This window comes from Ruminococcus sp. 1001136sp1 (assembly GCF_039841815.1).
Lineage (GTDB): Bacteria > Bacillota > Clostridia > Lachnospirales > Lachnospiraceae > Blautia_A > Blautia_A faecis.
The window spans coordinates 96,699-109,410 of sequence record NZ_JBDPGY010000001.1; the positions used below are offsets into that span (position 1 = coordinate 96,699).

Genomic DNA, 12,712 nt, shown 5'->3' on the forward strand with positions numbered 1-12,712 from the left:
CTTCTTTTTAGGAGAATTTTCGGAAGTTGCTTACGTCGGAGAATTCGAATTTGATTTTAAATTTAACATAAAAAATCCCGGTCAGAAAAGAACTGTCTTGATACTTCTTTTCTGACCGGGATTTTTATAATTCAGGTTCACTCTTCTTTTAACGAAAAAACACTGAGCCACAATAAAGTGTAGCCCAGTGTTTTTTCTTATAACTCATCAAGCCCATAATCTTCAAATTGGAGAGTTTCTTTATCCAATTTTAAAGCTGATCCGGTTTCTCAACTGTATAAACACTCTGATCCTGGATTGCCGTTGCTCCAGACATATCTGCTGTGTCGCTGTAGGAACCAGTTGTAATGGTGTACTCGCTGTCGCCCTGTACATACACAGTTCCGTCTGTACCCTGAATTGTTACAGTTTTTCCATTACTATCTACAATTGTTCCCTCATTTTCCAGAGATGAGACAGTACTGTCGCCAGTTACAGTCCAGGTGGAATCTGCGCTTACATAAACGTTGCAGTATCCCTCTCCGCCTTCGCCTGCATAGCTCTCATCATCTACAACTGCACCTGTCAGGCTGCTGCCTTCTGTGAGATAAAAGTCAAGATCACTGATAGAATCCCAGATCACATCTCCCTGCATATCCTGACTGATTCCTGTAAAGTGACAGTCAGCTCCGTTAACCCCAGACTGTCCCCAGCCTCTCTGGTTGGTGTTACCTGTGCACTGCAGGAAAAATTCATTGTCATCGTTATAGTTAATATCCACGTTATTTAAAGTAATCGTACTCTCTGTATTGGTTGTATAAAACACACCGCCGTTCTCAGAAGTCAGGCTGCCGCCATCCATCTGGAAGGTACTGTTACCAACCTCAGAATCACCAGACATGCTCTGGTAAAGGATTACAGTCCAGGTATTATCATTCTGATCCAGATCACTCATGTTTCCTGTCAAGTCACAATCATAAAGATGAATAGAATTCAGACCTTCAATACAAATAGCCTCAGAACCATTTGCTGTCAGAGTTGCATTGCTTACCGCAATATCAGCTGTGCTGTAAATAGCCGGGGAACCAACGCCGTTGGAAACATAATTTCCACCATCGATCACCATTGTTCCGCCGCCTCTGTCACTTCGGATTGCAGCAGAAGACTCACCGTTTGTCTCTACATCCAAGTCCCATCCGTAAAGAGTCCCACCGCCAGCTACATGAACACCACCAGAGGTATCCTGAGTCGTTTTCACAATTGTACCAGAAGCATATACAGTTCCATCACCATATGCAAAAAGCCCTGCACCACCTGCTGCATCTGTAGTCACGCTGCCATCTTTCACATAAGCAGTACCATCTGTTGCCAGAACAGCAGCTCCTACACCATAGAAGCTGGAATTGTCTCCGCCCTTGCTGTCCTCGGAAGTTCTAGTAATAGTATCATTATCAAGAGTAACACTTGCATCGGAAGAAATCAATGCTGCATTCTCGTCAGTTCCTGTTGACTCAATTGTCTCATTTGATACAGTTGTATCTTCTGTATACTCATTTGCTGCCGTATAACTGTCCACACCCTGAGACTGGCCATCAGGGCCTCCCTGTCCTGAAGCGCCTTGTCCATCACCGCCAGGCTGGCCCTGACCGCCCATTTCCATGGACATTACAGTAATGGAAGCAGCATTTCCATCCTCATCTAAAGTGATAGAAACGATATCGCCCTCTTGAATGTCAGAAAGTGAAATATCCTCAGCCTCTGCGGACTGTCCGTTACCGTCTGGTTTTTCCGGCTCTTCTCCGTCCTGGCTATCTGTATTCTCACTTTCCTGGTTATCGTCAGCTGCGTCCTGACTGTCACTTGCTCCATCAGAAGGATCAGAATTCTGTCCATCTCCGCCAGGCTGCATACCGCCTGCCTGCTTTGTGATCACTGTATCCGCAGTAATTGTAATCGTCTGCTCCTCGCCAGTCAGATCCAACATAGAAGGCGCCTCACCACCCTGACCGTTTCCATCCGGTGCTCCGCCATTCTGTCCATCTCCACCAGGCTGCCCCATCTCTTTCATAGTCCCAACCGCAATGGTAATCTCCGAATCAGAAACCGACTTAACCTCACCAAGTACCACATTCTCCTGACTCTCATCACCATTCTCATCCGAAGCATCTGCCTCACCACTTTCATCATTCGCCGCATCCGCAGCCGTCTCCGTCTTACTATCCTCCGCATAAACCATAGCCGGAACAGAAGTTGTTGCTACCATAATTCCCATTAAAACTGCTAAATATCTACGTTTCATACCCATTCATTTCCTTTCTGTATTCATTCAACCCTTCCGAAGTCCTCATTCTCTCCATCCGGATCATTTTGTTTTGTGTTCCTTATGGCTAATAATATACAGACCAAATGTGTGCAATTAATGGGAAAACTGTGTTCATTCCATGGTCAACCTGGTAAGAAACTGTGAACTCCCCCAAAAGAATATGCCGCAACAACCAAATTTAGGCGAAATATACTCCACTCAAAGAATACACATAACAGAAATGATTTTTGACAGAACTCAAGAAGAAAGCTAACTAAAAATATACAAAAGAATAGAATATAGTAAACACGAAAGTCTCCCCAAAAGGAATCAGCCAACGTTTCCTACCAGTACACAACGCTAAGCAAACGTAATTACCATCCGCCTCTCTTCCCAGGCGCTGCGTCACTTTCTCCCTTCCTCTCACGTCCCCCACCCGAAAAAAAACAGGGTGCCTCACGCACCCTGCTTCATCCTCTTAATAACTTTTAATCGCGTAAATTCCTCACGCTCCTTCTCCTCCAAAGCATTGGAAATATCCTTGGTCAGAGCCTCGAACTTCGGAATCGTAATATTCTTCAGCGCATTCGCCCTCTTCTGAGTCTTCTTAATATTACTAGCCAGCCGAATCGCCGAATTCTCAATCATAGACAGCTTAATGGAAAGCTCCTTCACCCTCTCAAAAGCCGCCTTCGCCTCATCCAGAGACATCTTCGTACTATAATAAGCATATGTCGGCACATTTCCCGACTTATCATACTCTACCAGCGGAATCTCCGTACCCATAACACTACGTGTCTTAATACGGATAGAATTCTCCACCGGCACCGTATGGGAAATCTGATCCACAAACGCGATACCCATCTCCATATTCGCTTTCTGCAAAGCCTCATACGCAGTCCGGAACGTCTCGTCAATCTGTCCCTGGATATCCTTCGCCTGATCAACCAGATTCATCATCTCACGAATCAGAATATTACGCTTCTTATCCATCAGTTCGTAACCCTGACGGGAAAGAGCAAGTGAATTCTTAGCCAGAATTAAATTACCCTTGGTAGGAAAGGTATTCGGATCCATTCAAGTCACCTCACTCTTTATTTGGTAGTCTCGTGATAATACTGATCCAGAATCTTGGTATCAATACGGTCAAGCTCATCCTTCGGAAGCATACCAAGAAGCTCCCAGCCCTTATTCAGAGTATCGATAATACTTCTGTTCTCTGTATCTGTCTGACCGACAAACTCAGCCTCAAATGCCTTACCAAACTGAAGATACTTCTTATCCAGAGGAGAAAGCTCATCCTCACCAATAACAGAAGCAAGGGCTCTCGCATCTCCAACCTTTGCATAACAGGAAAACAGCTGGTTGGCAACGTCCTGATGGTCCGCTCTTGTGAAGCCCTCACCAATACCATCCTTCATCAGACGGGAAAGAGATGGCAGAACATTGATTGGCGGGTAAATACCCTGTCCATGAAGCTGTCTGTCCAGAACAATCTGACCCTCAGTAATGTAACCGGTAAGGTCAGGGATCGGATGGGTAATATCATCATTAGGCATGGTCAGAATCGGGATCTGTGTAACAGAACCTGTACCACCGGAAACAATACCTGCACGCTCATATAAAGTAGCAAGCTCACTGTAAAGATATCCAGGATAACCTTTACGGGAAGGAATCTCTCCCTTGGAAGAAGAAACCTCACGCATTGCCTCACAGAAAGAGGTAATATCTGTAAGGATAACCAGAATATGCATACCCTTTTCAAAAGCAAGATACTCTGCCGCAGTTAGGGCGATCTTCGGAGTCAAAAGACGCTCAACAGTCGGATCATTCGCCAGGTTCAGGAACATAACAACATGATCGGAAGCACCGCTCTCCTCAAATGTTCTGCGGAAAAACTCTGCAACATCATACTTAACACCCATTGCAGCAAACACAATGGCGAAATTTTCATCGGAATCAGCACCCAGAGATGCCTGACGCACGATCTGTGCCGCCAGCTTATCATGTGGAAGACCGTTTCCGGAGAAAATCGGAAGCTTCTGTCCACGAATCAGGGTGGTCAGACCATCAATTGCGGAAATACCGGTATTGATATAGTTACGCGGATACTCACGGGTAACCGGGTTCAGCGGCAGTCCGTTGATGTTCAGGCTGACCTCCGGTGTGATCTCACCAAGACCATCGATTGGCTGTCCAATACCGTTAAAGGTACGTCCCAGGATTTCCGGGGAGAGCCCGATTTCCATAGGATGACCGCTAAGACGTGTATGAGTGTTTCCAAGGGACATATTATCTGTACCCTCGAAAACCTGAATTACTGCTTTATCTTCGTATATTTCAATAATACGGCCAAGCTTTTCGGTACCGTCATCCATACGGAAGGAGACGATTTCCTCGTAGGAAGCGTTTTTAACGCCTTCCAGAACTACAAGAGGGCCGTTTATTTCACTAAGGCCTAAATATTCGATTGCCATAAAAAACTTACCTCCCTATCAGCCGTTTCTCTCTAATACGTTATCATAGAATCTGTCGATGTCAGCCTTATACTGGTCAAACATCTCAGGTTTGTTATTCGGAACATCATATTTGATAGCAATAACACGCTCAAAAATATTGTCCTCCTTCAGTACGGAAACCGGCATTCCCTGATTTACAAGGGAGCGGCACTTCTCGTACAGATAAAGGATGATCTCCATCATATTGAACTGCTTGCTCATCGGTACACAGGTATCCTCTGCATGGAACGCATTCTGCTGAAGGAATCCAAGACGGATAACCCTTGCGATCTCCAGAGTCAGCTTCTGATCATCCGGAAGAACATCACTACCGATCAGCTTAACGATTTCCATCAGAGAGCTCTCCTGGTTCAGAATCGCCATCAGCTGATTACGGTCGCTTACAAATTTAGCGGAAACATTATCTCTGTACCATGGGCTTAAATCCTCCAGGTACTCACTATAGCTTGTGAGCCAGTGGATAGCCGGGAAATGACGGGCATAAGCCAGAGATTTATCCAGTCCCCAGAAGCAGCGGACGAAACGCTTTGTATTCTGTGTAACAGGCTCAGAGAAGTCACCACCCTGTGGGGAAACCGCACCAATAATAGATACGGAACCTTCGGTTCCATTTAAGTTCTGCATCATACCAGCTCGCTCATAGAAAGCGGAAAGCTTGGAAGCCAGATAAGCCGGGAAACCTTCCTCGGCAGGCATTTCCTCCAGACGTCCGGATAACTCTCTAAGAGCCTCAGCCCAACGGGAAGTGGAGTCTGCCATGATGGCAACGTCATAACCCATGTCACGATAATACTCAGCCAGTGTAACACCTGTATAAATAGAAGCCTCACGGGCTGCAACAGGCATGTTTGATGTATTGGCGATCAGAGTGGTACGGTCCATCATCAGGTTTCCGGATTTCGGGTCGATCAGTTTACTGAAGTCCTCCAGAACCTGTGTCATCTCGTTTCCACGCTCACCACATCCAATATAGATAATGATATCTGCGTCAGACCACTTTGCGATCTGGTGCTGTGTCATGGTTTTTCCAGTACCGAAACCGCCAGGAATCGCTGCTGTACCACCCTTTGCAATTGGGAAAAGGGTATCCAGGATACGCTGTCCGGTTACAAGCGGCACGCTTGCAGGGAAACGCTTGTAGGTAGGTCTTGGCACACGGATCGGCCATTTCTGCGCAAGTGCGATATCGCGCTCACTGCCATCAGAAAGACGAACCGTTACAATCGGGTCAAGGATGGTATATGCTCCGTCCGGAACTGCCTTGATAACCTCAGCCTCTCCAATTGTTGGCGGAACCATGGATTTATGAAGAATGGAAGCTGTTTCCTGAGTCTCGGCAATGATAGTACCTGCGCTTACCATATCTCCAACTTTAACAGTTACATGAACATCCCATTTCTTAGCAGTATCAAGGGAATCAACACTTACACCACGGGAAATATATTTTCCGGAGGATTTTGCGATCTCCTCCAGAGGACGCTGGATACCGTCGAAAATGTTATGAATGATTCCAGGTCCCAGAAGAACGGAAATAGCATCGCCTGTTCCCATTACTGTATCACCTGGCTTCAGTCCTGTTGTCTCCTCGAAAACCTGTACGGTAGTCATACCCTTTTTCAGACCAATGACCTCACCGACCAGCTTCTCAGGTCCAACATAAACCATCTCGGAAATCTTAAATCCCGGGTCGCCTTTCAGATAAATAACAGGACCGTTAACGCCGTAGATAATACCTGTTTTATTCATGGCTCAGCCCTCCGTCAAATTTGAATTCTTTTTTCAGCTTCTCATAAGCACTCAGGAAAGAGTTGTCGATCAGGATGTTTTTAGCCGGGATTGTGGCTTTGATACCACCCATAAACGGTTCATCGGAAATCTCAACTGTGAATCCGGTCTTTGCTACAATAGAGCGCTGTAATGCTGTATCTTCAGCGGAAAGATAGATAAAAATCTCATCATTTCCTGCAAATTCTCTTGCCTTCTGGATTCTGCTGCACAGATAATCCTGATACGCAGGACTCTCCATGAAATTCTCCAGATGATTCTTAACCTCTACAAAAAGCTCGTTTTTAAGCTCTGTCTGTTTGGCTGTCCAGTCACGTCTTAAAGTCAGCTGCTCAGCAGAAAGTGCCTTGTTTACCTCTCGGGTAGCATTTTCTGTCTCTGCCTTGATCTGTGCCTCGGCATCCATTTTTCTTGATTCTTTATGCTTTTCAAGCATTTCTTCCAGACTCTTCTTATGTGCTTCCAGTGTATTCTCAGCCTCTGTCTGGGCTTCCGCAACGGAAGTGTCATAGAAATGCTGCAGTTTTTCTTCAATTGTCATGCTTGGTCTTCTCCTGCCTATAACTTTAAGCCAATGGCTTCGTTAACATATCCGGTAATAAAATCAGGTTTGCGGCCTGTACCATGCCTGTCAGGGATTTCGATGATCAAAGGCGTTTTATGGTTCAGCTTTACATCGTCCACGATCTGGGGAAACTCCCGGCCGAATTTTTCGGTCAGGAGAAGGATCCCGATTTCTTTGTTGGCGATTGCTTTTTCCAGAGCGTCCTTCAGTTCGTCACGCTCATGGACTACCACGCCTTCCACACCTGCCAGTCTCATCCCTGTGCAGGTATCGATGTTGTCACTGATCAAAAACATTTTCATAATTATAATTTACCGATGATCATGAAGGAAATGATCAGACCGTAAAGAGCAACACCTTCGGCAAGACCTACGAAGATAAGAGATTTACCAAGAATGCTCTGATCCTCGCTGATTGCACCAAGAGCTGCACTTGCCGCACTGGCTACGGCAATACCACCACCAATACAGGAAAGACCTGTAACAAGAGCTGCTGCAATATATCCAAGACCTGTTGCAATACCTGCATCAGCGCCTGTTGCAGCCTGTACAGAAGAGCTTCCTGCAAACATAACCATTGCTGCTACTAACATGGTACCAAAGAAGAAAAATGCGTTTGTTGCGATTGTTGTTTTGTAACGTCCACGGCTCTTCTCGCCGATGAAATAGTAACCAAATGGAACGATAATGCTTAATACAAGCGCTACTGCTAAAATAATCTGTGTCATAACTGTCATGATAATTGACCTCCTCGTGTTTTAACATTTGTAATGTCACTGCATTTCACAGAGACATTTGATAAATATTTCACTACCAGCGGCAGTTTACTTTGCCTCCGCGTCAGAACGGAACGGCTCGAATTTTCTTCCGCTTCCTTTGTAGAAACGGCTAAACATCTCGTAATACTCAAGTCTCAGTACCTGGATACCAACGATCAGACCCTCAAGACCGCATACGAAAATATTTCCGAGAACAATCACTACCCAGTTCGGGCTTCCGTTCTCAGCACCGGCCAGCATCAGTACAACCTGCATCATAGCTGCATGGCTGACTGCATAAGCTCCGATACGCACGAAAGAAAGTGTGTTGGAGAAATAGCTCAAAAGGACTTCGAACATCTCGAAAAATCCCTGAACAATAAACATTCCCACACCGCCTTCAAAAGCTGCCGGCTTCTTTTCCACAAGGTTTGTAAGAGGCTCTTTTAAGAACATTACAAGCAGCGGAAGGATAAACATAATGCAAAGAACAATACCGCCAGGAAGCTTATGGCCTGTCATGAACAATGCAATTACAATCACTGCGGATCCATAGAATACAAGGCCTGCAACAGAGTTGGTATCAAACCATACTTTCTCTGTATCCTTTGCTTTCAGGGAATTCATAATATTAAAAATCATGCACAGAAGAATGATTCCCATACCAAAGCCAATAGCGATAATAAATACGGTATTCAGTTTTCCGATAAAAGGCACATTCATCATGGCATCCATAGGCCTTAACCATACAGGCTCTATAATATCTTCAAATCCGAAGACGCTGCCGAACATGAAGCCAAAGAATGTGGAAAAGATACCTGCACAGCTGATGATTCCGGCAAGATCAATATGCTTGAATCTGTAAAGAAGATATCCGCCGATCAATAAAACCAGACCCTGTCCTGCATCTCCGAACATTGCGCCGAAAATAAAGGAATAAGTAATGGCGATAAACCAGGTTGGATCCATCTCTCCATAAGCCGGAAGGCCATACATTTTGGTGTACATTTCGAATGGCTTGAAAAGCTTGGGATTCTTCAGCTTGGTAGGCGGTGTCTTATGGGCATCCTCCTGCTCATTCTCATCAATCAGACAGAAAATACGGGAATCTCCGGAAATATCATTCTGGAAAGCCTTAGCATCCTCCTCTGTCATCCAGCCACAAAGGATATAAAATGGTTCTTTCGGCTTATAATCGGCTGCTGCCTCTCCCTTATTGTCCCCATGTGTGCATGCTGCCAGTTTACGGATATCAAAGTTCCGTGAAAACTGGGAAAGTGTATGTTTGCAGGAAACAATGTCGGATGCATTTTTTCTGAAGAAAGCTTTTCTTGCCGCTTTGTTTGCATCAAGATCTGCAATTGTTTTCTTGTACTGCGCTTCAAGTGCTGTGTATGCAGCTTTGGCAGTTCCATCATACTGATCCGGTACAAAGATTTTTTCAAAGTGCATAGCAGAATATACGGCATGAATTCGCTGTGCTTCATGAACGGGAACAAAATAAATTCCCCAGATATAACGGTCATCTTCATCACATTTAATGAAAATCGTATCCAGATTATCATAAATGTATGTTTTAAATTTATCGAAATAATCTTTCTCGATCCGTCCAAAGCGATAATGAATATAACGCATTTTCAGGATTGACTGCACATCAAAGTCTACATTTCGGAACGGATAGATAATACGAAGTGATTCTGACAGAGAATCACGTTTCTCTTCCAGTTCCTGACGGGTCTTGTTAAGGACATCCGCTTCATCTTTGATCTGCTGTACGAAAGAGAGAGCTTTTTCGATTGGCAGCTTCTTCGCAGAAGCCTGCTCCGGGTTCTCAACCTCTTCATAGAAGCTTCCGACTGTGCTTAAAGCTTCTTTATAAGGATTGATTTCAAGATAAGGAGAAAGATTCTTCACATCTGTGAGCTCAGTAAGAGCATTCTCCAGATGAATCTCATACCGGCTGAGGTAATTATTTACAACTCGGTCGATATCCTCTCTTGGCCCGGTAATGCTGACAAATTTCATTTTCTCAATCACATTGCTACCTCCGGGTTACTAATTGTTGTGAACATAATGCATTGCCTCGTCCGGATCAACCTGGTAACGAACACACTCCAGTGCGATGGTCAGACGGTTTACCTCATGCTCTTTGTGGTAAAGATAAGAATACAAAACAGCTACTGAATAAGGATCCTTGCGAGCCTCTTTCTCAAGCACGGTACGGAGCAGACTATTATAAAGCTCCTCCATGGAGATCAGGTTCAGCTGCTGATATTTCCTGCCGTACCAGGTACGGGAAAAGATCTGCTCACCTTCTTCTTTGCTGGTAGCTTCCACCAGAGCTGTGATTTCTTCTTTCTTTAGTTTATAATTCACGGGAATCAGCTGTGCGTAGATGGCTGCCGGCTCCATTTTGTAATAACGCTTGGATCGCAGGATAAACTGCAGATTCAGCATATCAAACTTCTCCCCATAAGCCTTGGTGATCTCGTCCAGATCGTTTCCCTTGAATAACTTTTTGCGGACACTCCAGATCTGATTAAAATAATAAAGATCAAGAGCCATTCCGTAGTCAAATAAAAGTCCATTGCCGTTCTCATATACGCTCTGAAGCGGAGCATAGAATTCATTGCCCTTCAGGGCTGTCATGAACTCATCCATATTTCCGGCACCTGCCACTCTGTCAATGTCCAGCTTGGAATGGTGCAGGAAAAAGTCGCGGTAAGGACTCATATCCACAGGATCGGTGCTTCTGTGATCAAAGAGATTTGTCATGATCTCTTTCAGAACACGGATTTCGTAGCGCTTGGAATAAAGTGCCAGGAACTTGCGCTGCTCCTTGTTTGCAAAATTGTAAATGCGGGAGAAATTTCCGAAAATGGATTTCTTCAGAAGCTTCTCGATCTCACCTCGGTGAAGATTATTCTCATCAAGGTCTGACCATGCTTTCGCATATTCCGGCGTTTTCTTCAAATAAGCGGCTACCTGTGGAACGTCCGAAAAGCGGACGATTTCCTGAAGCTGTTCATCTGTCACCAGATGACTGCTCATAGCGCGTATTTTCGTGGAAATTCCGCTGTAGGAAAGAACGCTTCCCATTACATCACTTCCTCCTGAATGATCTTTTCAAAAATTTCTCTGGAAAGGCGTTCGTGATTCTTCGCATAGTAAGCGTCCAGCTGACTTAAGGCAGCCTGAGTGTCTTCCCGCAGGGATGACAGGCGCTTATCCTTCTCACCCTCAAGATTCCGGCGAATTTCCTTAATCTGCTCTTCTGTCTGTTTCTCCAGCTGGGTGTCGAATTCCTTGGACTGCCTTTCCATCTCAGCTGAAAGAGCTTTCTTCTTCTGCAGTGCATCCTTCATAATGGTCTCTGCAGTTGTCTCTATCTCGGATAACTTACCGATTATCTGTTCCATTTTTCCCCTCCTTTTTCAAGTTTTAAGTATCTTACACCCATTTTGATGAAAATACCAGTCAAACTTTGCCTAAAATTTTCACAAAAATTCAATACAATTCCAGATGTTTTGACTAAAAATTAACGATCTTATCAATTCCTGTCATATCGAAATTTTATACTAGGTACACGTATTAATTATAAATAGGAAGAAAATGCATATTTATACAGAGTTCTCCCACATTTTTCCGTTTACTTTTCTTATTGACGCATTTCATATTCAGTCAAAATTAGTCAGTTTTTTCAATTAAAAGAACTTTGCGTTTTCCCCCTGACATAGAATGTGTTTGAAAAATCACGATATCAATATTATTGCGGAAAAGCAGGAAATCATGTATAGTAGTTTTGTTAAGAATGAATACAATTTCAGCTGATTCTGACAAGCATTTTTTACCACCCGGTAAACTTTTGCAAAGAGCCGGAATCAGTTTCATACAGCTATAAATATAATTACAGGAGGAACCTATGCGACTTAGAAATATACCAGGCGCCAAAGACGCAATTGCAGAAAGTATCTACGTGATCCAGAATCCCCAGGAGAATAAGGGAAACTGGGACAAGGTTTTCCCACAGCATCAGCCTGTCCATCTGGAGGTTGGCATGGGAAAAGGCCGCTTTCTTATGGATATGGCGAAGCTCCATCCGGAGATCAACTATATCGGAATCGAAATGTATGACAGCGTACTCCTTCGTGCCATTCAGAAGAAAGAAGCCCTTGCAGAAGAAGGACAGGAGCTTTCTAATTTAAAATTCATGCGCATGGATGCAAGACTTCTTCCCGAAGTTTTTGAAAAAGGCGAAGTTTCCAGAATCTATCTGAATTTCTCTGATCCCTGGCCTAAGGCTCGCCACGCTTCCCGCCGCCTTACCTCCCGGGAGTTTCTTTCCCGCTACGACAAGATTCTGAAAGAAGACGGAACCATCGAGTTCAAAACTGACAACCGCGGTCTGTTCGACTTTTCCCTGGAAGAAGTCCCGGAAGCAGGATGGAAACTGGAAGCTCACACCTTTGACCTCCACCATAACGAAGAAATGATGATTGGAAATGTAATGACCGAATATGAGGAAAAATTTTCCTCTATGGGAAATCCGATCTGTAAGATGATCATTCGTCGTTAAATATTTCACCTTGCTGTATTTCTTTTCATATTATAAGGAAGAAATATCTGGCAGGAGTTTTTTATATGAAGCGAACCAGATCTTTGCAAAAATTTGCTGCTCAATTTGGCTATGAACATAAAAACAGAAGCAATCCCTTCTCCGGCATAAAGAAGCATGCCAACGAACTGTCCAAACTGCTGGACAGCATGTTTCCCAAGGATAAAAACAACAAAGAAAAATCATAAAA

Annotated in this window: 12 protein-coding genes; 2 read left to right on the top strand and 10 right to left on the bottom strand. The window is 44.3% G+C overall.

What is annotated here, in order from left to right:
* Window positions 1-250 precede the first annotated feature (250 nt).
* From ABHC48_RS00505 to ABHC48_RS00550, 10 genes are all read right to left on the bottom strand, one after another.
* Complete coding sequence (locus ABHC48_RS00505; protein ID WP_195698971.1) at window positions 251-2,278, bottom strand: hypothetical protein; 2,028 nt, start codon at window positions 2,276-2,278, stop codon at window positions 251-253.
* A 459-nt stretch (window positions 2,279-2,737) separates the two neighbouring features.
* Window positions 2,738-3,358 (bottom strand): V-type ATP synthase subunit D, encoded by a 621-nt coding sequence (locus ABHC48_RS00510; RefSeq protein WP_118579368.1) that lies wholly within the window; start codon window positions 3,356-3,358, stop codon window positions 2,738-2,740.
* A gap of 17 nt (window positions 3,359-3,375) precedes the next feature.
* Complete coding sequence (locus ABHC48_RS00515; RefSeq protein ID WP_118579365.1) at window positions 3,376-4,758, bottom strand: V-type ATP synthase subunit B; 1,383 nt, start codon at window positions 4,756-4,758, stop codon at window positions 3,376-3,378.
* Window positions 4,759-4,776: 18 nt separating this feature from the next.
* Window positions 4,777-6,546, bottom strand: coding sequence for a V-type ATP synthase subunit A (locus ABHC48_RS00520; protein WP_148462112.1), 1,770 nt, complete (start codon window positions 6,544-6,546; stop codon window positions 4,777-4,779).
* Window positions 6,539-7,126: a V-type ATP synthase subunit E gene (locus tag ABHC48_RS00525; protein ID WP_148462111.1), complete on the bottom strand. Its 588-nt coding sequence runs from the start codon at window positions 7,124-7,126 to the stop codon at window positions 6,539-6,541. The genes ABHC48_RS00520 and ABHC48_RS00525 overlap by 8 nt, the downstream gene beginning before the upstream one ends.
* A 17-nt stretch (window positions 7,127-7,143) precedes the next feature.
* Window positions 7,144-7,452 (bottom strand): V-type ATP synthase subunit F, encoded by a 309-nt coding sequence (locus ABHC48_RS00530; protein ID WP_117851005.1) that lies wholly within the window; start codon window positions 7,450-7,452, stop codon window positions 7,144-7,146.
* Window positions 7,453-7,454: 2 nt separating this feature from the next.
* Window positions 7,455-7,886, bottom strand: a complete 432-nt coding sequence (locus tag ABHC48_RS00535) for an ATP synthase subunit C (RefSeq protein WP_118579356.1) — start codon at window positions 7,884-7,886, stop codon at window positions 7,455-7,457.
* Window positions 7,887-7,973: 87 nt separating this feature from the next.
* The gene (locus ABHC48_RS00540) at window positions 7,974-9,944 is read right to left on the bottom strand and encodes a V-type ATPase 116kDa subunit family protein (RefSeq protein ID WP_195698970.1); all 1,971 of its coding nucleotides are present in this window, start codon (window positions 9,942-9,944) and stop codon (window positions 7,974-7,976) included.
* Between the two features lie 18 nt (window positions 9,945-9,962).
* A complete protein-coding gene (locus ABHC48_RS00545; RefSeq protein WP_118579353.1) occupies window positions 9,963-11,006 on the bottom strand; it encodes a V-type ATPase subunit in 1,044 nt (347 codons plus the stop codon).
* Entirely contained in the window at window positions 11,006-11,326 is a 321-nt protein-coding gene (locus ABHC48_RS00550) for a hypothetical protein (RefSeq protein ID WP_118579350.1), read from the bottom strand. The genes ABHC48_RS00545 and ABHC48_RS00550 overlap by 1 nt, the downstream gene beginning before the upstream one ends.
* 503 nt (window positions 11,327-11,829) lie before the next feature.
* On the opposite strand from ABHC48_RS00550, the gene trmB reads away from it, so the two are divergent.
* Complete coding sequence (gene trmB / locus ABHC48_RS00555) at window positions 11,830-12,483, top strand: tRNA (guanosine(46)-N7)-methyltransferase TrmB (protein ID WP_118579347.1); 654 nt, start codon at window positions 11,830-11,832, stop codon at window positions 12,481-12,483.
* A 65-nt stretch (window positions 12,484-12,548) separates the two neighbouring features.
* A complete protein-coding gene (locus ABHC48_RS00560; protein ID WP_195698969.1) occupies window positions 12,549-12,710 on the top strand; it encodes a hypothetical protein in 162 nt (53 codons plus the stop codon).
* The last annotated feature ends 2 nt before the right edge of the window (window positions 12,711-12,712 follow it).

Coding starts and splice junctions, on each gene's coding strand:
- ABHC48_RS00505 (WP_195698971.1), bottom strand. CDS start 2,278: ATGAAACGTAGATATTTAGCAGTTTTAATGGGAATTATGGTAGCAACA.
- ABHC48_RS00510 (WP_118579368.1), bottom strand. CDS start 3,358: ATGGATCCGAATACCTTTCCTACCAAGGGTAATTTAATTCTGGCTAAG.
- ABHC48_RS00515 (WP_118579365.1), bottom strand. CDS start 4,758: ATGGCAATCGAATATTTAGGCCTTAGTGAAATAAACGGCCCTCTTGTA.
- ABHC48_RS00520 (WP_148462112.1), bottom strand. CDS start 6,546: ATGAATAAAACAGGTATTATCTACGGCGTTAACGGTCCTGTTATTTAT.
- ABHC48_RS00525 (WP_148462111.1), bottom strand. CDS start 7,126: ATGACAATTGAAGAAAAACTGCAGCATTTCTATGACACTTCCGTTGCG.
- ABHC48_RS00530 (WP_117851005.1), bottom strand. CDS start 7,452: ATGAAAATGTTTTTGATCAGTGACAACATCGATACCTGCACAGGGATG.
- ABHC48_RS00535 (WP_118579356.1), bottom strand. CDS start 7,886: ATGACAGTTATGACACAGATTATTTTAGCAGTAGCGCTTGTATTAAGC.
- ABHC48_RS00545 (WP_118579353.1), bottom strand. CDS start 11,006: ATGGGAAGCGTTCTTTCCTACAGCGGAATTTCCACGAAAATACGCGCT.
- ABHC48_RS00550 (WP_118579350.1), bottom strand. CDS start 11,326: ATGGAACAGATAATCGGTAAGTTATCCGAGATAGAGACAACTGCAGAG.
- trmB (WP_118579347.1), top strand. CDS start 11,830: ATGCGACTTAGAAATATACCAGGCGCCAAAGACGCAATTGCAGAAAGT.
- ABHC48_RS00560 (WP_195698969.1), top strand. CDS start 12,549: ATGAAGCGAACCAGATCTTTGCAAAAATTTGCTGCTCAATTTGGCTAT.